Origin of the sequence: Saccharothrix sp. AJ9571 (genome assembly GCF_021725495.1) — a bacterium.
GTDB classification, from domain to species: domain Bacteria; phylum Actinomycetota; class Actinomycetes; order Mycobacteriales; family Pseudonocardiaceae; genus Amycolatopsis; species Amycolatopsis magusensis.
The window spans coordinates 591,167-618,074 of sequence record NZ_CP091382.1 but is presented as its reverse complement, the minus strand read 5'-3'; the positions used below and the strand labels follow the sequence as shown (position 1 = coordinate 618,074).

At 69.5% G+C, this 26,908-nt stretch carries 4 protein-coding genes; all 4 read left to right on the top strand.

The genetic code is table 11. The features are described 5' to 3' along the window. Positions 1-22 precede the first annotated feature (22 nt). The 4 genes from L3Q67_RS02885 to L3Q67_RS02870 are packed head-to-tail and all read left to right on the top strand — an operon-like array spanning position 23 to position 26,893. Entirely contained in the window at positions 23-2,023 is a 2,001-nt protein-coding gene (locus L3Q67_RS02885) for an AMP-binding protein (RefSeq protein ID WP_499188050.1), read from the top strand. Continuing rightward, positions 2,020-4,083: a type I polyketide synthase gene (locus tag L3Q67_RS02880; protein WP_499188049.1), complete on the top strand. Its 2,064-nt coding sequence runs from the start codon at positions 2,020-2,022 to the stop codon at positions 4,081-4,083. Before L3Q67_RS02885 ends, L3Q67_RS02880 begins: the two co-directional genes overlap by 4 nt. 39 nt (positions 4,084-4,122) lie before the next feature. Then, a complete protein-coding gene (locus L3Q67_RS02875) occupies positions 4,123-17,376 on the top strand; it encodes an amino acid adenylation domain-containing protein (protein ID WP_499188048.1) in 13,254 nt (4,417 codons plus the stop codon). Continuing rightward, positions 17,369-26,893, top strand: a complete 9,525-nt coding sequence (locus L3Q67_RS02870; RefSeq protein ID WP_499188047.1) for an amino acid adenylation domain-containing protein — start codon at positions 17,369-17,371, stop codon at positions 26,891-26,893. The genes L3Q67_RS02875 and L3Q67_RS02870 overlap by 8 nt, the downstream gene beginning before the upstream one ends. Positions 26,894-26,908: the final 15 nt, after the last annotated feature.

The following is a 26,908-nucleotide window of genomic DNA, read 5'->3' as shown; positions in this document are numbered from 1 at the left end:
CACTGGGGACAGGGGCCGTGCCATGCCGTTTTCCACCGTCGTCGACGCGGTCCGCCGAACAGCGGACGCGACCCCGGGAAAACCCGCCTTCACCTTTCTCGAAAATGGTGAGAGCGAAAGCGCGCGCTACGATTTCGCCGGTCTCGACGCCGCCGCCCGCCGCGTGGCCGCCCGCTTGCAGGCGGACGGCCTGGCAGGCGGGCGGGTGCTGCTCGCCATCAACCCCGGCCCGGACTACGTGGCCGCGTTCTTCGGCTGCCTCTACGCCGGGGCCACCGCGGTCCCGTGCTACCCGCCTCGCCGGCACGGCCGGTCGCGGGAACTGGCGGCGATCGCGGTCGACTCCGGGGCCGGCGCGGTGCTGACCGCGGGCGGCATGGCGGCCACGGTCGCCGAGCGGTTCGCCGAAACCGTGGAAGAGCGGGACTTCCTCGTGCTCGACGTGGACACGGTGGACGACGAGCTGACCGGCTCCTGGACCCCGCCGGAGATCGGCGGCGACGACCTCGCCTTCCTGCAGTACACCTCCGGCTCCACCGGCGCGCCCAAGGGCGTGATGGTCCGCCACCGCGACATCGTGCGGCACGTGGGGCACATGTACGACCGGTTCGAGCTGACCGCGGACAGCGTGGCGGTGTCCTGGCTGCCGCCGTTCCACGACATGGGCCTGATCGCGTTCATCCTGATGCCCGCGGTGATGGGTTACCACGCCGTGCTGATGACCCCGCGCGACTTCGTCACCCGGCCCGCGCGCTGGCTGGAGGCGATCAATGAGTACCGCGGTGAGATGGTGGCGGCACCGGACTTCGCCTACGAACTCTGCGTCGAGCGCGTCACCGACGAAGAACTGTCCCGATTGGACCTGTCGAGCTGGCGCCAAGCCTGCAACGGTGCCGAGCCCGTGCGTGCCGAGACCATCGAGCGCTTCACCGAGAAGTTCGCGCCACGCGGCTTCCGGCCCGAGACCTTCCGGCCCTGCTACGGCTTGGCCGAGGTGACGCTGGCCGCCGCGGTCCCGCTGTCGGGCAGCCGTCCGGTGATCATCGAGCGCACCTGGGACACCGACGAGCCGGAAGCGGCGGGCAAGCGGCTGGTCGGCTGCGGTGTCCCGCTGGACGGCCACGAACTCGCCATCGTCGATCCGGAGCGGCTCGACCGGTGCCCCGACGGCACGCTGGGCGAAATCTGGGTCACCGGCCCGAGCCTGCCCGCCGGGTACTGGAACCGCGAAGAGGAAACCGAGCGCACCTTCCGCGCCGCCCTGCCGGGCGGGGACGCGCACTACCTGCGCACCGGCGACATGGGCCTGGTGCAGGACGGTGAGCTCTACGTCGCCGGGCGGTACAAGGACCTGATCATCATCCGCGGCCGCAACTACGCGCCCTCCGACATCGAGCACCTGGTCGGCCCGTGCCACCCGCGCAACCGCGCCAGCGGCACGGCCGCGTTCTCGGTTCCCGTGGCCGGGGCCGAGCGGCTCGTCGTGGTGCAGGAGGTCCGCACCCGCCGGGACAGCGACTTCGAAGCGATCGTCGAAGCGGTCCGCCGCCGGGTGCTGGAGGAACTGGAGATCACCGTCGACGTGGTGGTGCTGACCAAGCCGACCGCGTTGCCGAAGACCACCAGCGGCAAGATCCAGCGCCGTGCCTGCCGCGCGCGTTTCCTCGCGGGCAGCCTGGAGGCGTTGCACGAGTGGCGGGCGAGCACGGGCGAGCGCTCGGGCGGTCCGGTCGAACTCGAGGACGGCTGGTCCGGCACCGCCGAGGCGATGGAGATCCTGCTCGCGGAGAACGTCGGCCGGGTGCTCGGCGCGAACAGCGCCGCGATCGACCGTGCCCAGCCGTTCAGCACGCAGGGCTTGGACTCGGTGCGGGGTGCGGAGTTCACCGGCAATCTTTCGGTGCTGCTCGGCGTGCCCGTGCCCGCGGCCGCGCTGTACGAATACCCGTCCATCCGCGATCTCGCCCGCCACCTGGTCGAACAACGAGCGGCCGCGGGCGAGGGGACCGGGGACGCGCTGTGACCGGCACGGTGGTGGCCGGGATGGCCTGCCGCCTGCCCGGGATCGCCGGACCGGACGAGTTCTGGCGGCTCATCCGCGAGGGCCGCAGCGAAGTCGGCGAGGTGCCGTCCTCGCGCTGGGACGTCGAAGCGACCTACGACCCGCGGCCCGGTGTGGTCGGCAAGACCTGCTCCCGCTGGGGCGGCCTGCTGTCCGATGTGGACCGGTTCGACCACGATCTGTTCGGCATCACCCCGCGTGAGGTGGAACGGCTGGACCCGCAGCAGCGGCTGGTGCTGGAGGTCGCCTGGGAGGCGCTGGAGGACGCGGCGCTGGTCCCGGCGGACCTGGCGGGCAGTCGCACCGGCGTGTTCATCGGTGCCGGCAACAGCGACTTCGCCAGGATGCTGTTGCAGGACCGGTCCGAAGTGGACATCTACTCGCTGGTCGGCGGTGGGCTGAGCCTGCTGGCCAACCGGCTGTCCTACACCCTCGACCTGCGTGGCCCGAGCGTGGTGGTGGACACCGCGTGCTCCGGTTCGCTGGTCGCGGTGCACCAGGCGATGCGCAGCCTGCTCGACGGCGAATGCGATCTGGCCATCGCGGGCGGGGTGAACCTGTGCCTGTCGCCCGAAGTGGACATCGCGAATTCGCACGCCCGCCTGCTTTCGCCGACCGGTGGCAGCAAGGTCTTCGACGAAGCCGCCGACGGGTTCGTGCGCAGTGAGGGCTGCGGGCTGGTGGTCCTGCGCCGCGGTGACGAGCCGGGGCCGGTGCGTGCGGTGCTCAAGGGGTCCGCGATGGCGGGTTCCGGGCGCGGCAACGGCTTGGGTGCGCCGAGCGCGGCCGGACAGGAAGAGGTCGTCCGGCTGGCCCTGCGCAAGGCGGGCGTCGACCCCGGCGAGGTCGGGTACGTCGAGACGCACACCACCGGCACCGCCATCGGTGACGCGGTGGAGGTCGGCGCCCTGTCCCGGGTGTTCGGCGGTACCCGTGAAACTCCGCTGCGGCTGGGTTCGGTCAAGGCGGGTATCGGGCACCTGGAAGCGGCCTCCGGCGTCATCTCGCTGATCAAGACGATCCTGGTGCTGCGGCACGGCTGGATCCCGCCGATCGCGGTCGAACGGCTGAGCCCGCAGGTCCGCCTCGGGTCCGGGGTGGAGATCCCGGCCGAACCGTGCACTTGGGACGGTCCGCGGATCGCGGGTATCAACTCCTTCGGGTACGGCGGGAACAACGTGCACCTCGTGGTCGGCGAAGCAACCGTAGAGACCGCCGAACCGAGTGAGGGTCCGGAAGTGCTGGTCCTGTCGGCCCGTTCGGCTTCCTCGCTGACTGACCTGTCCCTGCGGTACCAGGGCTTTCTGCGTGAGCATCCGGAAGTGCCGCTCGCCGACATCGCCCACACCGCGCGGGTCGCACGCACGCACTACCCGCACCGGCTCTTCGCGGTGGGCTCAAGCCATGAAGAACTGCTGGAGAGCCTCGCGGAAGCCGAGCAGTTCGTGGCCGCGGAGGCGCCGGTGCTCGCGTTCGAGTTCACCGACGACAAGCCCGGCGGTGACTGGTTCGACGTCCTGTGCCGCCGGATTCCCGCACTGGAGCTGATCGTCGAAGACCTTGACGGCACGATCGACGCACCGGGCTTCGTGCCGCAGTACGCGCTCGCGACCCTGCTGGCGGAGTGGGGCGTCTACCCGGATCTGGTCATCGGCCACGGCTCGGGCGAACTGGCCGCGGCCGCCGTCGCGGGCGCGATCAACCCCCACGAGTTCGACGGGGAGTTCGGCGAACCCGACACCCCGCTTCACCTGGGCGGACAGGACCTTCACGACCACGACCACGTCGTCCGCTTCTGCGGCGACTTCGCCGGTGACGGGCTGCCCCGGCTGCTCGGCGGCCTGCACTGCCGGGGTGTCGAGGTGGACTGGGCCGCGCTCGGCGCCGAACGGCCGCTGACGCACCTGCCTGCCACGCCGTTCGAACACCACGAGCGGTGGCCGATCGGCCGGCACCGGCCGGCACCGGCGACCCGGCCGGTCAAACCGCGTGCCGCGCACCCGCTGCTGCGCGGCCGCTGAACCTGCACGCGAGGGCTAGAGGAATGGGGTTGGGACCTGATGCGCTCCCTTGACCGGATCGAAACCGAGCTGGACGCCGAGTCCGTGCCCTACCTGCGGGACCTCCGGCTGGCGGGCGTTCCGGTCGTGCCGTCGGCCGTGGTGCTGGAGATCGCCGGGGCCACCGCGGCGATCGCCGAGCAGGGCGAAGCGATGGTCGAGGTGCGCCTGCCCGAGCCCGTGGTGCACACGGACCACGACGAGAACTCCACGGTCGGCTTGGTGGCGGACCTTTACCAGAACTCGACCGGCGCGTACGGGGTGCGCATCCACCGCGCCGACTGGGCGCGGACCTTGCACCTGCAGGCTTTGTTCGCGCCCGGCAGCAGTGCCGAGAAAACCGCCGACCCGATTTCGCTGACTGACATCCGCCGTCGCTGCGTGCAGCCCGTTTCGCGTGCCGAGTTCTACGCCGATCTCGCGGATCTCGGCATTTCCTGCGGGCCCGCGCTCGGATGCGTGGAAACGGCTTGGCGTGGCTCCCAGGAAATACTGGGTGCCGTGCGTTCCGCGGTCTCCGAAGCCGAATCCGAGATTTACCGTTTACACCCTGTCATGCTGGAAGCGGCGCTGCAACCCGCGTTCGCACTTCTCAGCCCTCGGGAAAACGGTGGCTGGTACCTCGGCGGGATCGACCGGTTCGAAATCCACCGGGAGGGCGCCACGGTCGCGTGGACCCACGTGGTGCGCACCGATGCCGGTGAGGATCTGCCCGGCATGGCGCTCTTTCACATCGGCCTGCTGGACGTCGACGGATACGTGGTCGCCGAGTTGACCGGCGTGCGGATGCGGACCTTCAGCGCGGGTGAACTGTGCCCACCGCGATTGGAGCCGCCGACCGGCACCGAGATCCGGGAAATGGCCGAAGACGATCGGCAGCGCACGATTCACGCGGCTTTGCACCGGTGGCTCGCCCAGGTCATGCGAATCGACCTCGACGAACTCGACCCCAGCCGGGAACTGCGCTCCTACGGCATCGACTCGTTCATGGGAATGGAATTGAAGGCACTGCTCCAGCGGCACTGGGAGATCGATATCCCGGTGACGCTGCTTTTCGACGGACGCAGCGTGGAGACGCTCGCCGACGACGTCGCGCTGCGGTTCGCCGATGGATTGGCGAACCGCATCTCCCGCCGCGATCGCGGAACCGACGAGATCTCCCGCCTCTCCCGCGGCCAGGAAGCGCTGTGGTCCATCCACCGATTCGCCGCCGAGTCCGGCGCGTACCACGTGGCGACCGCGCTGCGCGTCCTGTCGCCTTTGGACACTGACGCGCTGGAAGAAGCCTGGCGAGCCGTGGTTTCCCGGCACGGACTGCTGGGGGCGACCTTCGGCGAGGACGACCGCGGCCCGTTCTACCGGCCCGGTCACGCGATCGACTTCCAGTGCGTCGACGCCCGGGAGCAGGACTACTTCGAGCGCGTGCTCGCCGACGAAGCCGACCGCCCGTTCGTGCTCGAAGACAGCGTGCCGGTGCGGCTGCGCGTCTACCAGCGCGGGGACGGTGAGTCGGTCCTGCTGATCTGCGCGCACCACATCGTTGTCGACATGTGGTCCTGCGTGGTGCTGCTGGAAGAACTGGCGCTGGAGTACGGCGGTGACGCCGAGGCGGTGCGTCCGGCGGTCGAGTACGCCGACTTCGTGGACTGGCAACGCGAACTGCTGGCGAGTCCCGAGGGCGACCGGCTGTGGGACTACTGGCGTGACCGGCTCTCTGGCGATCTTCCCGTGCTCGCGCTGCCCGGCGACCGCCCGCGTCCGCCGGTGCAGTCGTTCCGCGGTGCCAGCCGGGTGTTCGGGGTCGGCCGCGAGCTGACCGAACGGCTCAAGGACATCGGTGTCCGATGTGGAGTGACGCCGTTCGTGGTGTTGTTGTCGGCCTACCAGTTGCTGCTCCACCGGGAGACCGGGCAGGAGCGGGTGGTGGTCGGCTCGCCGATCTCCGGCCGTGGCCGGAGTGAGCTGGAGCGGACCGTCGGGTACTTCGTGAACCCCGTTCCGCTGATCGCCGACTTCGCTGCCGGTATGTCCTTTGAGGACGTCCTGTCGCAGGTCCGGGACGTGGTGCTCGGCGCGTTCGAGCACGAGGACTTCCCGATGGCGGAGATGGTGGAACGGCTCGCGCCCGAGCGTGATTCCTCGTATTCGCCGCTGTACCAGACGATGTTCGTGATGCAGCGGTCGCAGGCGTTCGACCAGGAAGGCCTCGCGCCGCTGGCCGTGGGCGCGGGCAGCCGCCTGCAGGTCGGCGAGAGCGAAGCGATCGAACTGCACTCGCTGGTGGTCGAGCCGGTGACGGTGCCGCGCCACTGGTCGATGTTCGACCTCACCTGGATGGTCGCCGAGTCGGAGGACGGCTTCCTGGTCTCGGTCGACTACAACACGGACCTGTTCGACGAAAGCACGGTCGACCGGTTCCTGGAGCACTTCCGCGTGCTGCTGGACGGGGTGGCCGGGGCGCCGGAGCGTGGCGTGGACCGCGTGCCGCTGCTCGCGCCCGCGGAACGCGACCTGATGGTGCGGCAGTGGAACGACACCGCGGTGGACTTCGGTGCCGCCGCGGCCGGGCGGGTGCACGAGGGCGTGTGGGCCGCCGGGGCGTGCTTCCCCGATGCGACCGCGGTCATCGCGCACGACGGCGAGCTGACCTACCGGGAGTTGCTGGCACGGTCGTCGCGGATCGGCTGGTGGCTGCGGGAACAGGGCGCGCGGCCCAACCAGCTCGTGGGCATCTGCCTGGAGAAGTGCGCCGACCAGGTGGCCGCGGTCCTGGGCGTGGTGGCCTCGGGCGCGGCCTACCTGCCGCTGGACCCGGGACTGCCGCAGGCGCGGCTCGCCGAACTGATCGAGCTGGGCGAGGTGACGCAGGTCCTCACGCGCTCGGGTGTCGAACTGCCGTCCGGCGTGACCCGGCTGAACCTGGACAATGCCGACTTGGCGGAGTTCTCGGCGGAGATGCCGCCGGTGGTGCAGGAGCCGACGGATCTGGCGTATGTGATCTTCACGTCGGGTTCGACTGGTGTGCCCAAGGGCGTGATGATCGATCACCTCGGGGTGCTGAACACCGTGGTCGACATCAATCGCCGCTTCGATGTCGTTCCGGAAGACCGTGTGCTCGGGCTGGCGTCGCTGAGTTTCGACCTGTCGGTGTACGACATCTTCGGTCCGCTGGCGGTGGGGGCGGCTCTGGTGCTGCCCGCGCCGGATGGGGTCAAGGATCCGTCGCACTGGGTGGAGTTGATCGACCGGCACCAGGTGACCGTCTGGGACTCGGTGCCCATGCTGCTGCAGCTCCTGGTCGAAGCCCCGGAAGCCAGTGCGCAAACGCTTGCTTCCCTGCGGATCGGACTGCTTTCCGGCGACTGGATTCCGGTGTCGCTGCCGGACAAGGTGTGGGCGCTGAACCCGGAGATGCGGATCTTCAGCGGTGGTGGCGCGACGGAAGCCTCCATCTGGTCGATCTCCTATCCGATCACGCACGTGGACCCGAGCTGGACGAGCATTCCCTATGGCCGTCCGCTGTCCAACCAGCGCTTCTACATCCTCAACAGCGCGCAGGAGCCCTGTCCGGTCGGCGTGGCGGGGGAGTTGTGCATCGGCGGCATCGGTGTCGCCCGCGGTTACTGGCGGGACGAGGAGCGGACGAACGCGAGCTTCCTGCCCGACCCGTTCTCGGACGACCCGCGTGCTTTGCTCTACCGCACGGGCGACCTGGGACGCTGGCGTGCGGACGGGGTGATCGAGTTCCTCGGCCGCGTCGACCACCAGGTCAAGATCCGTGGTTTCCGCGTCGAACTGGGTGAGATCGACTCGGTGTTGTCGGCGCATCCGGCGGTCGACGAGTCGGTGACCGTGGTCCACGGAGGACGGCTGGCGTCCTATGTGGTCGGGGCGGCAGACTCGGCCGGACTGCGGGACTGGGTGCACTCCCGCCTGCCCGAGTACATGGTTCCGGCCGGCGTCACGCTGCTGGACCGGTTGCCGTTGTCGTCGAACGGCAAGGTGGACCGCTCGGCGTTGCCGGAGCCGGTGTGGCAGTCCGACGATGAATTCGTCGAGGCCCGGTCCGAGCAAGAGCGCGTGCTGACCGCGATCTGGACCGACGTGCTGGGCGTCGAACGCGTCGGTGTGCGCGACAACTTCTTCGCGCTCGGCGGTGATTCGATCCTGTCGATCCAGATGGTGTCGCGGGCCGCGCAGGCCGGTATCCACCTGACCCCGGCGCAGGTGTTCCGCGAGCAGACGGTGGCCCGGCTGGTCGAGGTGGCCGGTGCGGGCCCGGTGGTGGTCGCCGAGCAGGGGCCGGTGGTCGGGCCGGTCGAGCTGGGACCGGTGCAGCGCTGGTTCTTCGGTCTCGACCTGGCCGACCGCGATCACTGGAACCAGACCGTGGTGCTCGAATCCAGCGTCGAACTGGACGCCGAGCGCGTGGCACTGGCGCTGGAGACCGTGCTCGACCGGCACGACGTGCTGCGTTCCCGCTTCACCCGCGAGAACGGCCAATGGCAGCAAGAGCAGCTGGCCGAAGCCGTCGCCAAGGTGGTCGCCGGTGACCCGAACCTCGGACTGGACCTCGAAAACGGGCCACTGCTGCAGGCCGCGATCGACGGGAACACGCTCACGCTCGCCTGCCACCACCTGGTGATCGACGCGGTGAGCTGGCGGTTCGTGGTGGAGGACTTCGAGCGTGCCTACCTCGGCCTCGGCGAGCCGCCCGCGAAGACCACCTCGTTCCGGGAGTGGACCTCGCGGCTGGCCGGCTACGACGCGACCGGCCAGGTCGAATACTGGCGCGAAGTGCTGAGCACGGTCAGCCCGCTGCCCACCGACCGCACCGGCGACGACGTGCACGGCAGCGCGGTCACGCGACGCGTGCTGCTGCCCGCCGCGTCCGTGCTGGACGCGGGCAGGCGGCTCAAGGCGCGGCCGGACGAACTCGTGCTGACCGCCTGGGCCCGCGCGCTCACCGACTGGACGGGCCGCGAAGGCGTGACCGTGGATGTCGAGGCCCACGGCCGCGAAGCGCTGTTCGACGACATCGACCTGTCCCGGACCGCGGGCTGGTTCACCGCGATCCGCCCGGTGCACCTGCCGGTCGGTGGTGCTGACGAGATCGCCGCTCTGCGGGCGGTGAAGCGGTCGCTGCGCTCGGCGCCCGACCAGGGCATCGGCTACGGCGTGCTGCGGTTCACCACCGACCTGCTGCCGGTGGCGCCCCCGGTGCCGGTGTTGTTCAACTACCTGGGCCAGATCGACCAGTCGGGCGAGGCGTTCACCCTGCGCTACGACCCGGCGGTCAACGACGCCGGGTACGCGCCGGAGAACCGCCGTCACCACACCTTCGAGATCAACGCCGGGCTGCACCAAGAGCAGTTGCTGATCGACTTCACCTATTCCGCCGAACGGCACGACGCGGCCACTATCGACGCCCTGCTCGAAGGCGTGCGGCGGCACCTGGCGACGCTGACCGAGGCGACACGGCCCGCCGTCATCCCGGAGGATTTCCCGCTCACGCGGGTCACCGAGGCCGAGTTGGAGCGGATCACCGCGGACCACGGGCCGATCGACGACCTGTACCCGGCGACGCCGATGCAACAGGGGCTGCTGTTCCACACGTTGTCCGCGCCCGACTCGGGTGTCTACATCGAACAGATTCGGCTGCGGCTTTCCGGCGAGCTACAGGTGTCCACGTTGTGTGAAGCGTGGGAGCGGACCGTGCAGCGGCATCCGGCGTTGCGGACCGCCCTCGCCTGGGAGGACCTCGACACGCCGTACCAGGTGGTGCACGCCAAGGTCGCCGCGCCGATCGTGATCGAGGTACGCGACGACCTCGGCGACCTGCTGCGCGAGGACCGCACGGCCGGGTTCACGCTGTCCGAAGCGCCGGTCATGCGCCTGCGCTTGATCCGCACCGACGCCGAGACCTGGGAACTCGTCTGGTCGCACCACCACGTGGTGCTCGACGGGTGGAGCGCGGCGCTGGTGCTGGAGGACTTCTTCGCCGTCTACCGCGCGCTGGTGGCCGGTGACGAACCGCCCGCGGTGACCGCACCGTCCTATCGCGACTACGTGGCGTGGCTGGAAGCGCAGGACCTCGGTGCGGCCGAGGAGTACTGGCGGACCCATCTGGGCGGGTTCACCGAGCCGACCCGGCTGGGCATCGAGCAGGTCATCGCCTCGACCGCACGCCGTCCCGAGGCGGCCGAGTCCACTGTGGAGTTGCCGGAGGACCTGTCGGACCGCGTTCGTGAGTTCGCCCGTGCACACGGGCTCACGCTGAACACCGTGCTGATGGGCGCCTGGTCGCTGCTGCTGTCGCGGTACTCCGGCCAGCGGGACCTGGTCTTCGGTGTCACCTCCGCCGGGCGTCCGGCCGAAGTGTCCGAAGTGGAGCGGATGATCGGCCTGTTCATCAACACGCTCCCGACGCGGGTCGGGGTGCCCGCCGAGCAGCGGGTCGCCGACTGGCTGCGTGACCTGCAACGTGGGGAGACCGAGCGCCGGCGGCACGAGAACACGCCGTTGACCAAGGTGCACGAGTGGAGCGACGTGGCCGGGGGCACGCCGCTGTTCGACCACATCTTCGTGGTGGAGAACTACCTGCTCGACGAGTCCGTCTTCCAGGTCGACGAAGTCCTCCGGGTCTCGGACCACCAGTCCTACGAACAGACGAACTACCTGCTCGCGCTGGTGGTCGAGCCGCTGGACCGGCTGACCCTGCGCACCCGCCACGACCCGGACCGGCTCACCGCGGACACCGTGGACCGCCTGCTCGGGCACTTCGAAGTGCTGCTGGACGGCCTGGTCGCGGCCCCGGACCGCCCGGTCGGCGAGGTGCCGTTGCTCAGCCCGGCTGAGCGGGATCAGGTGGTCCGCGAGTGGAATGACACCGATGTGGACTTCGGTGACGCGGCGGCTGGGTGTGTGCACGAGGGTGTGTGGTCGGCCGGGGCGCGTTTCCCGGAGGCGACGGCGGTCATCGCGCATGACGGGCAGCTGACGTATCGCGAGCTGTTGGCGCGGTCGTCGCGGATCGGCTGGTGGTTGCGGGAGCAGGGCGCCCGGCCGAATGAACTGGTCGGCGTGTGCCTGCCGAAGTGCGCCGATCAGGTCGCGGCCGTGCTGGGCGTGGTGGCCTCGGGCGCGGCCTACCTGCCGCTGGACCCGGGACTGCCGCAGGCGCGGCTCGCCGAACTGATCGAACTCGGTGGCGTGTCGAAGGTGGTGACGGCCTCCGGTGTCGAGGTGCCGTCGAGCGTCACCCGGCTGGATCTGGACTCTGCCGATCTGGCGGAGTATTCGGCGGAGATGCCGCCGGTGGTGCAGGAGCCGACGGATCTGGCGTACGTGATCTTCACGTCCGGATCGACTGGTGTGCCCAAGGGCGTGATGATCGGCCACCTCGGGGTGCTGAACACCGTGGTCGACATCAATCAGCGTTTCGAGGTGACGCCGGAAGATCGCGTGCTCGGCTTGGCGTCGCTGAGTTTCGACCTGTCGGTGTACGACATCTTCGGTCCGCTGGCCGTGGGGGCGGCGTTGGTGCTGCCCGCGCCGGATGGGGTCAAGGATCCGTCGCACTGGGTGGAGTTGATCGACCGGCACCAGGTGACGGTCTGGGACTCCGTGCCGATGTTGTTGCAGCTCTTGGTCGAGGCACCGGAAGCCATCAGCGAGAAGATCCGATCGCTGAGGGTGGGGCTGCTTTCCGGCGACTGGATTCCGGTGTCGCTGCCGGACAAGGTGTGGGCGCTGAACCCGGAGATGCGGATCTTCAGCGGTGGTGGCGCGACGGAAGCCTCCATCTGGTCGATCTCGTATCCGATCACGCACGTGGACCCGAGTTGGACGAGCATTCCGTACGGTCGTCCGCTGTCCAACCAGCGCTTTTACATCCTGAACGAGTCGCAGCAGCTGTGTCCGGTCGGCGTGGCCGGTGAGCTGTGCATCGGCGGGATCGGTGTAGCCCGGGGTTATTGGTGTGACGAGGAACGGACGAATTCGAGCTTCCTGCCCGACCCGTTCTCCGACGACCCGCGTGCTCTGCTTTACCGCACCGGTGACCTGGGGCGCTGGCGGGCGGATGGGGTGATCGAGTTCCTCGGGCGCGTCGACCACCAGGTCAAGATCCGCGGCTTCCGCGTGGAGCTGGGCGAGATCGACTCGGTGCTGTCAGCCCATCCAACGGTCACTGAGTCGGTCACCGTGGTGCACGGCGGGCGGCTGGCGTCCTATGTGGTCGCCGAGTCGGCCGACGTTTTCGCCTTGCAGGAGTGGGTCCGTGAGCGCCTGCCCGAGTACATGGTGCCCTCGGGCGTGACCTTGCTCGACCGGTTGCCGTTGTCCTCCAACGGCAAGGTCGACCGCTCGGCGCTGCCCGAGCCGGTATGGCAGTCCGACGGCGAGTTCGTCGAAGCGCGCTCGGCCACCGAAAAGGCGCTGGCCGCGGTGTGGGCCGAGGTGCTGGGCGTCGAGCGCGTCGGCATCCACGACAACTTCTTCACGCTCGGCGGCGATTCGATCCTGTCCATTCAGATGGTGTCGCGCGCGGCCCAAGCCGGGATCCACGTGACCCCGGCGCAGGTGTTCCGCGAGCAGACCGTGGCGCGCCTGGCGGCGACGGTCGGCGGTGAGCATTCGGCGATCCGGCGGCGCGAACGTACGCCCGGCGAGGTTTCCCGGCTCTCACGCGGTCAGGAAGCGCTCTGGTCCATTTATCGATTCGCCGACGAGTCAGGTGCCTACCACGTCGCCACCGCGATGCGCGTTCTGTCCCCATTGGACGTAGAGCTGCTGCGAACCGCCTGGCAGTCCGTCGTTTCCCGGCACAGCCTGCTCGGCGCGGTGTTCGGAGAGGACGATCAAGGCCCGTACTACCGAGTCGATCCGAACGCCGCCGCCGACTTCGACGTGGTGGACGCCCGCGAAGTGGCCGACTTCGACGGCATGGTCGCGGACGAGGCCGACCGCCCGTTCGTGCTCGACGGCGGCGCACCCGTCCGCCTCCGGGTGTTCGAGCGATCCGACGGCGAGTCCGTGCTGTTGATCTGCGCGCACCACATCGTCGTCGACCTCTGGTCGTGCGTGGTGCTGCTGGAGGAACTGGCGCTCGAGTACCGGGGTGAGGCCACCATGCCGTCGCCGGCGGTCGAGTACGCCGACTTCGTGGACTGGCAGCGCGAACTCCTGGCCGGGGCGGACGGCGAGCGCCTGTGGGAGTACTGGCGCGAGCGGCTGGACGGCGACCTGCCGGTGCTGGCCCTGCCCGCGGATCGCCCGCGTCCGGCGGTCCAGTCGTTCCGTGGGGCGAACCGGGTCTTCACCGTCGGAGCCGAGATTTCCGAGGGGCTGAAGGAACTCGGTGCCCGGCTCGGGGTGACGCCGTTCGTGGTGCTGTTGTCCGCCTACCAGTTGTTCCTGCACCGCGAGACCGGGCAGAACCGGATCGTGGTCGGCTCGCCGACCGCGGGACGCGGGCAGCCGGAGATCGACAACGTGGTCGGCTACTTCATCAACCCGTTGCCGATGGTCACCGACTTCACCGCCGGCATGTCCTTTGAGGACACGCTGCGTCAGGTGCAGGAGGTGGTGCTCGGGGCCTTCGAGCACGAGGACTTCCCGATGGCCGAGATGGTGGAACGGCTCGCGCCGGAACGCGACTCGTCGTATTCGCCGCTGTACCAGACGATGTTCGTGATGCAGCGGGCGCAGGCCTTCGACAACGAGGGGCTGGCGCCGCTGGCCGTCGGCGCCGGGAACCGCCTGCAAGTGGGCGAAGGCGAAGCCATCGAGCTGCACTCGCTGGTGGTCGAGCCCGCGACCGTCCAGCGCAACTGGTCCATGTTCGACCTGACCTGGATGGTCGCCGAAGCCGAGGACGGGTTCCTGGTCTCGGTCGACTACAACACCGATCTGTTCGACGAGAGCACGGTCGACCGGTTCCTGGAGCACTTCCGCGTGCTGCTGGACGGCGTGGTCGCGGCCCCGGATCGGGCGGTCGGCGAGGTGCCGTTGCTCAGCCCGGCTGAGCGGGATCAGGTGGTCCGCGAGTGGAATGACACCGATGTGGACTTCGGTGACGCGGCGGCTGGGTGTGTGCACGAGGGTGTGTGGTCGGCCGGGGCGCGTTTCCCGGAGGCGACGGCGGTCATCGCGCATGACGGGCAGCTGACGTATCGCGAGTTGCTGGCGCGGTCGTCGCGGATCGGCTGGTGGTTGCGGGAGCAGGGCGCCCGGACGAACGAACTGGTCGGTATCTGCCTGCCGAAGTGCGCCGACCAGGTCGCCGCGGTGCTCGGGGTGGTCGCTTCCGGTGCCGCCTACCTGCCGCTCGATCCGGGGCTGCCGCAGGCGCGACTGGCCGAACTGATCGAACTCGGCGGTGTCACGAAGGTGCTGACGGCCTCCGAGATCGAGGTTCCCGCGGGCGTAACCCGGCTGGATCTGGACGTGGAGGAGCTGACGGAGTTCTCGACGGACATGCCGGAAGTGGTGCAGGCCCCGACCGACCTGGCGTACGTGATCTTCACGTCGGGCTCGACCGGGGTGCCCAAGGGCGTGATGATCGACCACATCGGGGTCCTGAACACCGTGGTCGACATCAATCAGCGTTTCGACGTGACGCCGGAAGATCGCGTTCTTGGGCTGGCGTCGCTGAGTTTCGACCTGTCGGTGTACGACATCTTCGGCCCGCTGGCCGTCGGCGCGGCGCTGGTGCTGCCCGCGCCGGACGGGGTCAAGGACCCATCGCACTGGGTTCAGCTGGTCGACCGGCACGAGGTGACCGTCTGGGACTCGGTGCCGATGTTGCTGCAACTGCTGGTCGAGGCGCCGGAGGCGAACACCGCCACCCTGGCCTCACTACGGGTCGGGTTGCTTTCGGGTGACTGGATTCCGGTGTCGCTGCCGGACAAGGTCTGGGCGATCAACCCGGACATGATGATCTACAGCGGTGGTGGCGCGACCGAGGCCTCCATCTGGTCGATCTCGTATCCGATTACCCATGTGGACCCGAGCTGGACGAGCATTCCCTACGGTCGTCCGCTGTCCAACCAGCGCTTTTACATCCTGAACGAGTCGCAGCAGCTGTGTCCGGTCGGCGTGGCCGGTGAGCTGTGCATCGGCGGAATCGGTGTGGCCCGGGGTTATTGGGGCGACGAGGAACGGACGAACGCCAGCTTCCTGTCTGACCCGTTCTCCGACGACCCGCGTGCCTTGCTCTACCGCACCGGTGACCTGGGCCGTTGGCGTGCGGATGGCGTGATCGAGTTCCTCGGCCGCGTCGACCACCAGGTCAAGATCCGTGGTTTCCGCGTCGAACTGGGCGAAATCGACTCCGCGCTCACCGCCCACGAAGCCATCGCCGACGCGGTGACCGTGGTCCACGGCGAAGGCACCGGCCGGCGGCTGGCGTCCTACGTGGTCGCCGGCGAAGTCGATCTCGCCGAAGTGCGCGAGTGGGTGCGTCAGCGGCTACCGGAGTACATGGTCCCGGCCGGGATCACCGTGCTGGACCGGCTGCCGTTGTCGTCGAACGGCAAGGTGGACCGCTCGGCGCTGCCCGAGCCGGTGTGGCAGGCGGCCGACGAGTTCGTCGAAGCCCGCTCCGAGCAGGAGCGCGTGCTCGCCGCGATCTGGGCCGAAGTCCTCGGCCTGGACGAGATCGGCGTGCTGGACAACTTCTTCGCGCTCGGCGGTGACTCGATCCTGTCGATCCAGATGGTGTCGCGAGCCGCCCAGCACGGCATCCACCTGACCCCGGCGCAGGTCTTCCGCGAGCAGACGGTGGCCTGCTTGGTCGAGGTGGCCGGTGAGGGCCCGGTGGTGGTCGCCGAACAGGGCCCGGTGGTCGGACCGGTCGAACTCGGGCCGGTGCAGCGCTGGTTCTTCGGCCTGGAGCTGGAAAACCAGGACCACTGGAACCAGGGCGTGGTGCTGGATTCCAGTATCGAGCTGGACCCCGAACTGGTCGGGCAGGCGCTCGGCCGGGTGCTCGCGCACCACGACGTGCTGCGGTCGCGGTTCGCCCGCGAAGGGGTCGAGTGGGTCCAGGAGCAGCTCGAAGCCGACGAGGTGCCGGTCGAACTGGTCGACGGCAGCGGACGCGACCCCGACGTGGTGATGGCCGAGGCGGTCAAGGCCGCGCATTCCGGGCTGGACATCGAGAACGGGCCGCTGCTGCGAGCCGTGGTGGTCGACCTCGACGACGCCCAGCGGCTCGTGCTCGCCTGCCACCACCTGGTGATCGACGCGGTGAGCTGGCGGTTCCTCGTCGAGGACTTTGAACGCGCTTACCTCGGCAGTTCGGGGGTCCGGGGGTCGTCCCCCGAGCAGACAACACAGCTTCAAGGTGAGTTCCCGCCGAAGACCACCTCGTTCGCGGAGTGGACTTCGCGTCTGCGCGAGCACGACGTCAGCGACCAGGCTGACTACTGGCGCGAGGTGGCGAGCACCATCACCCCGTTGCCGGTGGACCGCGCGGGGCAGGACGTGCAGGCTAGCGCGGTCACCCGCCGTCTGGTGCTGCCCGCGGAGGTCACCGCCGGACTGGTGGACAGCGCCCGCCGGGTCAAAGCCCGCACCGACGAACTCGTGCTCACCGCCTGCGCGCAAGGGCTGGCGGAGTGGAGCGGCCGCGCGGACGTCACCATCGACGTCGAAGGCCACGGCCGCGAGCCGCTGTTCGAAGACATCGACCTGTCCCGGACCGCGGGCTGGTTCACCGTGATCCGCCCGGTCCACCTGCCGGTGGGCGAGGCGGAGGCGGCCGACGCCGTCCGCGTGGTCAAGCAGGCGCTGCGGGCGGCACCGGACAACGGCATCGGATTCGGTCTCCTGCGGGAGGAACTCGGCCTCCCGGACGCGCCGGTGCTGTTCAACTACCTCGGGCAGGTCGACCAGCAGTCGACCGGCGACTCGGCGTTCCGGCTGCTGCTGGACAACCCGGCGTGGGCCGGGGCCGCGCAGGCGCCGGAGAACACCCGCCACCACACGCTCGAGATCAACGCGGGCATCCACGAGACCGAACTGGTGCTCGACCTGACCTACTCGACCGAACGGCACGGCGACGCCACCGCGGGTGAACTGCTCGACGGCATCCGCCGGCGGCTGGACGCGCTGGCCGGTCACGAGCACACCGGCGTCGGCAACGCCACCAACACCGCCGCGCACACCAGTGACTTCCCGCTCGCCGGGCTCAGTCAGCAGGCACTCGAAGACCTCATGGCCAAGATGGAAGGAAACGCCGGTGCCTAGGACCATCAAGGACATCTACCCGCTTTCCCCGGTCCAGCAGGGCCTGCTGTTCCACACCCTGTCGGCGCCGGATTCCGGGGTCTACTTCGAACAGTTCAGCGTGCGCCTGGAGGGTTCGCTGGACGCCGGGGCCTTCCGCGGTGCCTGGGAACGGCTGGTGCACCGGCACGACGTGCTCCGCTCGGCGGTGCAGTGGGAGGGCCTGGACACCCCGGTGCTGGTGGTGTTCGACCGGATCGAGCTGCCGTGGTCCGAAGAGGACTGGCGGGGACTGGACCAGGAGGAGCAAGCCGCCCGGTTGTCGGAAACCCTGGCGGCGGAACGGGTCGAGGGTTTCGACCTCGGCCGCGCGCCGCTGCTGCGGATCGGCCTGTACCGGCTGGCCGACGACGCCTGGCAGGTGGTCTGGAACTACCACCACCTCCTGCTCGACGGCTGGAGTTCCGCGGCCGTGCTGCGGGAGCTGTTCCTGATCTACGTGGCGCTCTGCGCGGGTGACGAACCGCGGTTGCCGAATGTGCGGCAGTACCGCGACTACATCGGCTGGTTGCAGCAGCAGGATCTCGGTGCCGCGGAACGGTTCTGGCGCGATCTGCTCGCCGGGGTCTCGGAGCCGACCGTGCTCGGGATCGACCGTCCCGCGGACGGCTTCCGCGGTGACGACGACTACGACCGGCGCGAATTGGTGCTCCCTGCCTCGCTGAGCACCCGGCTGGACGAGGTCGCGCGGCAGCGCAGGCTCACGGTGAACACGATCTTCCAGGCCGCGTGGTCGTTGCTGCTGTCGCGGTATTCCGGCAGTGACGACGTGGTGTTCGGCGTGACCTCGTCGGGGCGTCCGGTGGAACTGCCGGGCGTCGAAGAGATCGCGGGCATGTTCATCAACACCCTGCCCGCACGCGTGAAGATCCCGCGCGAGCGCACGATCGCCGACTGGCTGCCGGAATTCCAGCGCGAGGAAACCGAGCGGCGGCAGTTCGAATTCAGCCCGCTGGCCAAGGTGCAGGACTGGAGCGAGGTGCCTTCGGGCGGCACGCTGTTCGAGAGCATTCTCGTGTTCGAGAACTACCCGACCGATTTCTCCGTGCTCGACGAAGTACGCGATCTCCGGGTGACCGAACTGTTCGGCATCGAGCAGACCAACTACCCGCTGACCCTGCTCATCGAACTCGGTGCGCGGACCAAGCTCAAGGTCTGGTTCGACGAGACCCGGATCGACGCCGACGTCGCCGAACGCCTGCTCGGGCACCTCCGCACGCTGATCGAAGAGCTGATCGGCGACCCCGGCCGTCCGGTCGCCGGGATCGGGCTGCTCACCGAGCCCGAACGGCGGCAGCTCGACCAGTGGGCGGACACCGGCGTGGACTTCGGCACCCCGGAATGCCTGCACGAGCTCGTCGTGCGCCAGGCCGCGAAGACACCGGACGCCATCGCCGTCCGGTGTGAAGGCGAGGAGCTGACCTACGCCGAACTCGACCGGCGGTCGAACCAGCTGGCGCACCACCTGATCGGCCAGGGCGTGACCGTGGACCGCGTGGTGGGCCTGTGCCTGCACCGGTCGACCGAGCTGGTGGTCGCGATGCTCGGCGTGCTCAAGGCCGGCGGCGCGTACCTGCCGCTGGACCCCGACCACCCGGTGGACCGGCTGGAGTTCATGCTCCGCGACACCGGTGCCGCCCTCGTGCTGACCCAGGAACACCTGCGTGCCGGGTTGCCGGATGGGGTGCCCGTGCTCGTCATGGACCGCGAGTGGTACGGGTCGCACCCCGAAGTGGCGCCCGGCCCGCGCAGCACCGCGACCGACCTCGCGTACGTCATGTACACCTCGGGGTCCACCGGCAACCCCAAGGGCGTGATGGTCGAGCACGCGGGCGTGTGGAACCGGCTGCGCTGGGGGCAGCACCACTACGACCTGGACGCCTCGGCGGTGGTGCTGCAGAAGACGCCGTACACCTTCGACGTGTCGGTGTGGGAGTTCTTCTGGCCGCTGATGGTCGGCGCGAAGCTGGTGCTCGCGCGGCCCGAGGGGCACAAGGACCCGGACTACCTGGTGCGCCTGGTCCGCGACGAGGCCATCACCGTGCTGCACTTCGTGCCGTCGATGCTGCGGTACTTCCTGGTCGCCGACGGGGTTTCCGAGCTGCCGTCGGTCGAGCGGGTGTTCTGCAGCGGAGAAGCGCTGACGGCGGAACTGCGCGACCGCTTCTTCGAGCTGTTCGACGCCGAACTGCACAACCTGTTCGGGCCCACCGAAGCCTCGATCGAGGTGACGTACTGGCAGTGCCTGCCGGAGCACGCCGGTGATCCGGTGATGCCGATCGGACGGCCGATCGCGAACGTCCGCTGCCGCATCCTCGACCAGGCCGGGCAGCAGGTGCCGGTCGGCGTGCCGGGCGAACTCTGCCTGGGCGGTGTCGCCGTCGCGCGGGGCTACCTCGGCCGTCCCGAACTGACCGCCGAGAAGTTCATCGACGACCCGTTCGCCGAGGGCAGGCTCTACCGGACCGGTGACCTCGCGCGCTGGCGTGCCGACGGGGTGATCGAGTTCCTCGGGCGCAACGACGACCAGGTCAAGATCCGCGGTCAGCGCGTCGAGCCGGGGGAGATCGAGTCGGTCATCCTGACCCACCCCGCCGTGCACGAGGCCGCGGTCACCGTGCACGAGGTCGAGGGACAGCAGCAGCTCGCCGCGTACGTGGTGCCCGCGGTCGACGCGGACGAGGTGCGCGACTGGGTGCGGCAGCGGCTGCCCGAGTACATGGTCCCGGCGGGTGTCACGATGCTGGATCGTCTTCCCTTATCCTCCAACGGGAAGCTCAACCGAGGGGCGTTGCCCGAGCCGGTTTGGCAGGGCGGTGAGGAGTTCATCCCGGCAAGGTCCTCTTTGGAGCAGGAGCTGGCCGCGATCTGGGCCGAGGTGCTCGGGGTGGAACGCGTCGGTGTGCTGGACAACTTCTTCGCGCTCGGCGGTGATTCGATCCTGTCGATCCAGATGGTGTCGCGGGCCGCGCAAGCCGGTATCCACCTGACTCCCGCGCAGGTGTTCCGCGAGCAGACCGTGGCACGGCTGGTCGAGGTGGCCGGGCACGGGCCCGCCGTGCTGGCACCGCAGGAGCCGGTGACCGGGCCGGTCGAGCTGGGGCCGATCCAGCGCTGGTTCTTCGACCTGGACCTGCCGGTGCGCGACCAGTGGAACCAGGGCGTCACCCTGCGCTCGCGCACCGGCTTCGAGCCGGAACGCGTGCGGTCCGCGCTGGAGCGGGTGCTCGCGCACCACGACGTGCTCCGGTCGCGGTTCACCGGGGAAGGCGCTTGTCAGGTCGGCATCGACGAGATCGACGTGCCGGTGGTGGTCAGCGAAGACCCGGTCCGGGCGGCACACACCGGTCTCGACATCGAGCGCGGTCCGCTGCTGAAGGCGGCGGTTCACGGCACCACGCTCGTGCTCGCCTGTCACCACCTCGTGGTGGACGCGGTGAGCTGGCGGTTCATCGTCGAGGACTTCGAACGCGCTTACCTCGGCAGTTCGGGGGTCCGGGGGTCGTCCCCCGAGCAGACAACACAGCAGGGCGAGTTCCCGCCGAAGACCACCGCCTTCGCGCAGTGGACCGAGCGGCTCGCCTCCTACGACGTGTCCGCCGAGGAGGACTACTGGCGCGGCGTGGTGGAGACGATCACCCCGCTCCCGGTCGACTACGAAGGCCCCGACACCCAGGAAACCGCCGTGACCAGGCGGATCTCGCTACCCGCCGAGGCAACCGCCCGGCTCGCCGAGACCGCGCGCCGGATGAAGGCGCGGGTGGACGAACTGGTGCTGACCGCCTGCGCGCAGGGCCTCACCGACTGGACCGGTGACGCCGGCATCACCGTCGACGTCGAAGGCCACGGCCGCGAGCAGCTGTTCGACGACATCGACCTCTCGCGGACGGTCGGCTGGTTCACCGTGATGCGGCCGGTGCACCTGCCGGTCGGCGCGGCCCAGGAGGTCGACGCGGTGCGCGCGGTCAAGCACTCGCTGCGGGAGGCGCCGAACAACGGTCTCGGCTACGGCCTGCTCCGTGACCGGCTGCCGGGCAACCCGGCGGTGTTGTTCAACTTCCTCGGCCAGCTCGACGGCGTGAGCAGCGGTGAATTCACCCTGGCGCTGGATGATTCCGAGGGAGCGCACGCGCCGTCGAACACCCGGCACCACCCGGTCGAGATCAACGCCGCGATCCACGACGGCGCCCTGACCCTCGAACTCACCTATCCCGGTGCCCGCTACGAACAGTCCACAGTAGACATCCTGCTCGCCGAGATCCGCGGTCACCTGGACGCGCTGACCGTCACCGCGGGCGAGTCCACGGCCCGTGCCTACCTGCCCGGCGACTTCCCGCTGGCCCGCATCGGCGCGGGTGAGCTGGCGAAGATCACCGCCACGCACGGCCTGGTCGGCGACCTGTACCCGGCCACCACCATGCAGCAGGGCCTGCTGTTCCACACCCTGTCCGCGCCCGGCTCGGGTGTCTACTTCGAACAGTTCAGCGTCCGGCTCGAAGGCGAGCTGGATCCGGCAGCCTTCCGGGAATCCTGGCAGCGGCTGGTCGACCGGCACGAAGCGCTGCGCTCGGCGGTCGAATGGGAGGGCCTCGACCGGCCGCTGATGGTGGTGTTCGACTCGATCGAGCTGCCGTGGTCCGAAGAGGACTGGCGCGATCTGGATGCCTCGGAACAGGCCGAGCGATTGTCCGCGCTGCTGGCCAAGCAGCGCGAGGACGGGTTCGAACTGAACCGCGCGCCGCTGTTGCGCGTCGGGTTGTTCCGGCTGGAAGACGAGGCGTGGCAGGTGGTCTGGAACTTCCACCACCTGCTGCTGGACGGCTGGAGTTCCGCGGGCGTGCTGCGGGAGCTGTTCGAGATCTACGTGCCGTTGTGCGATGGCCGGCCCCCCGAACTGCCGCCCGTCCGTCAGTACCACGACTACATCGAATGGCTGCAGAAGCAGGATCTCGAAGCCGCGGAACGGTACTGGCGAGAGTTGCTGGCCGGTGTCTCCGAGCCGACGGCGTTGGGGGTGGACCGGCCGTCCGAGGGTGAACGCCGGGACGAGGACTACGACCGCCGCGAAATCGTGCTGCCCGCGGAACTGGGCTCGAAACTGGAAGAAGTGGCTCGCCGCCGCCGGTTGACGGTGAACACCCTGTTCCAGGCCGCCTGGTCGCTGCTGCTTTCGCGGTACTCCGGCACCGAGGACGTGGTGTTCGGCGTGACCTCCTCGGGCCGCCCGGTCGATCTGGCCGGGGCCGAGCACATCGCCGGACTGTTCATCAACACCCTGCCCGCCCGGGTCACGTGCCCGGCCGGGGAGCGGCTCGGCACCTGGCTCAGCGAGCTGCAGCAGGCGCAGATCGACCAGCGCCAGTTCGAGTTCAGCCCGCTGACCAAGGTGCAGGAGTGGAGCGAGGTCCCGGCCGGGGTCCCGCTGTTCGAAAGCATCCTGGTGTTCGAGAACTACCCGGCCGACTTCTCCGTGCTCGACGAGGTCCGCCGCCTGCGCGTGGCGGATCTGCACAGCATGGAGCAGACCAACTACCCGCTGACCGTGGTGATCATCCCCGGGCCGGAGACCACGCTGAAGGTCTGGTTCGACCAGACCCGGATCGACGCCGGGGCCGCCGAACGACTGCTCGGGCACCTGCGTGGCCTCCTCGAAGAACTCGCGGGCGACGAAACCCGGGCGGTCGGGGAGATCGGCCTGCTCACCGCACCCGAGGCGGAGCTGTTCGAGCGGTGGGCCGACACCGCGGTCGACTACGGCGAACCCGAGTGCCTGCACCAGGTGATCGCCCGGCAGGCCGCGGCGACCCCGGACGCGGTCGCGGTCCGATGTGGACAGGACGAACTGAGCTACGCCGAACTGGACCGCCGGGCGAACCAGCTGGCGCACCACCTGATCGGCCAGGGCGTGCGCGCGGACAAGGTGGTCGGCGTCGCGATGCGGCGTTCGGTCGAGCTGGTGGTGGCGCTGCTCGGCGTGCTCAAGGCGGGCGGTGCGTACGTGCCGCTCGACCCGGAATACCCGGCTGAGCGCCTGGAGTTCCTCGTCCGCGACACGGGCGCGAAGCTGGTGCTCACCCAGGACGATCTGCGCGACCGGCTGCCCGGTCCCGTGCTGGCACTGGACGTCGCCGAGCTCGACGGCCCGGAGACCGATCCGGGTGTCGGCGAGCCCGCCGATCTGGCGTACGTCATCTACACCTCCGGGTCCACCGGTCAGCCCAAGGGCGTCATGCTCGAACACCGAGGGGTGTGGAACCGGCTGCGCTGGATGCAGGCCGAGTACCCGATCGGCGCGGCGGACGTGGTGCTGCAGAAGACCCCGTACACCTTCGACGTGTCGGTGTGGGAGTTCTTCTGGCCGCTGATGACCGGGGCACGCATGGTGCTGGCGAAGCCGGACGGCCACCGCGATCCCGCCTACCTGACCGAGTTGATCCGGGACGAAGGCGTCACCACCCTCCACTTCGTACCGTCGATGCTGCGGTACTTCCTCGCCGCCGAGGGAGTCTCCGATCTGCCTTCGGTGAAGCGGGTGTTCTGCAGTGGTGAGGCGCTGACGGCGGACCTGCGTGACCGGTTCTTCCAGTTGTCCGAGGCCGAGCTGCACAACCTCTTCGGCCCCACTGAGGCGTCGATCGACGTGACGTACTGGCGGTGCCTGCCGGAGCACGCCGGTGATCCGGTGGTGCCGATCGGCCGCCCGATCGCGAACACCACCTGCCGCATCCTCGACCACGCCGGACAGCAGACCCCGATCGGCGTTCCGGGTGAGCTCTACCTCGGCGGCATCGGGCTGGCCAGGGGTTACCTCGGCCGGCCGAAGCTGACGCGCGAGAAGTTCGTCAAGGACCCGTTCTCCGATGGCAGGCTCTACCGCACCGGCGACCTGGCGCGCTGGCGTGCCGACGGCGAGATCGAATTCCTCGGCCGCAACGACGACCAGGTCAAGATCCGCGGTCAGCGCGTCGAACCCGGCGAGATCGAAGCCGTGCTGCAGGCCGACGAGATGGTCAAGCACGCGGTCGTGGTGGCCGACCAGGACGTGCTCGCGGCGTTCGTCGAGCCGGACTTCACCGCGGTCACCGACCAGTCGCTGTCCTCGGCGCCGTGGCTGCGGCGGCACGTCGACCAGTGGCAGTCGCTGTACGAGCAGATCTACACCGAGCCGGTGATCGAGGTCGACGCGGACTTCAACACCGCCGGCTGGCTGTCCAGCTACACCGGCCGGCCGATCCCGACCGGCGAAATGCTCGAATGGCGCGATCGCACGGTCGACCGGATCCTCGGCCTGCAACCGAAGCGCGTGCTGGAGATCGGCTGCGGCACCGGCATCCTGCTCACCCGGATCGCGCCGAAGGTCAGCGCGTACCACGGCACCGACATGTCGGCGACGGCGATCGACTACGTGCGCGGCAGGCTCGCCGAGCACGGTGACGAACACGTGGTGCTGGAGAAGCGCGAAGCGGTCGACTTCGCCGGGATCCGGCCGGACAGCGTGGACGTGGTGGTGCTCAACTCGGTCACCCAGTACTTCCCCGACGTGGCCTACCTGGTCGAAGTCATCCGCGGCGCGATGGAGGCGCTGGTCCCCGGCGGCGCGATGTTCATCGGTGACGTGCGGAACCTACGGCTGCTGGAAACCCTGCACGCCTCGGTGCAGGTAGCGCAGGCGCCGGGTGACGTGCTCGCGGCTGACGTGGTGCAGCGGGTCCGGCACCTGGCGCGGGTGGAGAACGAGCTGCTGGTCGATCCCGGCTTCTTCACCCGCCTGCGCGAGAAGGTGCCGGAGTTGGGCCGGATCGAGATCAGCCCGAAGGAGGGCTCGTACGACAATGAACTGAGCCGGTTCCGCTACGACGTGGTGCTGGAGAAGGCGGCCACCCCGCACGTCCAGGTGGACGCGCGCTGGCTCGGCTGGGAGCGCGGCGAACTGACCTGGGACGCGGTGGCCACCATGGTTCGCGGTGGGGCCAGGGAACTGATCGCGCTCGCCCGCGTGCCGAACGCGCGGGTCCGGCGGCACCACGACCGCTGGCAACGCCTGCTCGGCGCCTCCGGAGACGCGACGATCAGCGAGGCACTCGCCGGGACCGACGAGGATGCCGTCGATCCCGAGAAGCTGCGCGCGCTCGGGCGTTCGTGCGGGTATGAGGTCGAGATCAGCTGGGCCGCCGGATACCCCGACGGCGCGTTCGACGTGATCCTGCGCCGGGCCGGACAGCCACGGGCCGACTTCCGCCCACCGGCCGCCGCGGAAGAACTGCTGGAGCCGGCGAACATGCCGGTGCGTCAGGAACTCGGCGCCGACCTGCGCGGCAGACTGCTGGAGAAGCTCGCGCAGAAGCTGCCAGCGCACATGGTGCCGTCCGCGCTGACCGTGCTCGACGCCCTGCCGATGACCACCTCCGGCAAGGTCGACCGCAAGGCGCTGCGGGCCACGCGTGGCGCGCACCTGTCCGAAAAGCCTTATGTGGCGCCGAGGGACGCGGTCGAACTGCGGCTGGCCCGGACCTGGGAGAAGGTGCTCGACGTTGAACGCGTCGGCGTGCTGGACGACTTCTTCGAACTGGGCGGCGATTCGCTGGTGGCGATCCGGCTGGCGACCGAGGTGCAGCGGGCCTTCGACGTGAAGATCACACTGGCCGACCAGCTGTCCGCCCGCACGGTCGAGCAGGAGGCCGAGCTGGTCCGCGGGGGTGGCGCGGCCTGGCGGCCACTGGTCGAGATCACCGCGGGCGAGGGCACGCCGGTGTTCTGCGTGCACCCGGCGGGCGGCAGCGTGCTCTGCTACGGCGAACTGGCCCGGCGACTCGGCCGCGACCGGCCGTTCTACGGGCTGGCACCGCTCGGGCTCGAAGAAGGGCAGGAGGCCGACGACAGCATCGGCGTGATGGCCGAGCGCTACCTCGCCGAGGTGCGCGCGGTCCGGCCGCACGGCCCGTACCACCTGGCGGGCTGGTCGCTCGGCGGGGTGGTGGCGCTGGAAATGGCCGCACGGCTGGAAGACGAGGGCGAGCGCGTCGAGCTGGTCGCGATGATCGACTCGGTGGCGCCCGAACTGGTCGACGGCGACGTGGACGACGTCGACGTGATCGCCGAGTTTTTCGCCGGTGTGCCGCTCGACCTAGAGCACCTGCGCACGCTGACGCCCGACGAGGCCATCCGCGCGGCGATGGAGCAGGCGGCGGCGGTCAGCGCGCTGCCTGCCGGGCTCGACGCGACCCGGCTGCTGCGCATGCGGGAAGTCCACAAGCGACACATCGCGGCGCTGGTTTCCCACCGTGCCGCCAGGTACCACGGGGACGTGGTGCTCTTCCGCGCCGCGGACACCCCGGTCACCCAGCCCGCGTACGGCTGGGAGAACACCGTCAAGGGCAGCCTCGAGATCATCGGCGTGCCCGGCAACCACCAGACCGTGCTGAGTTCCCCCGGCGTGCAGCGCATCGCCCGCGAACTCGGCACCCGGATCCCGGACTAGTCCCGGAATTAGAGG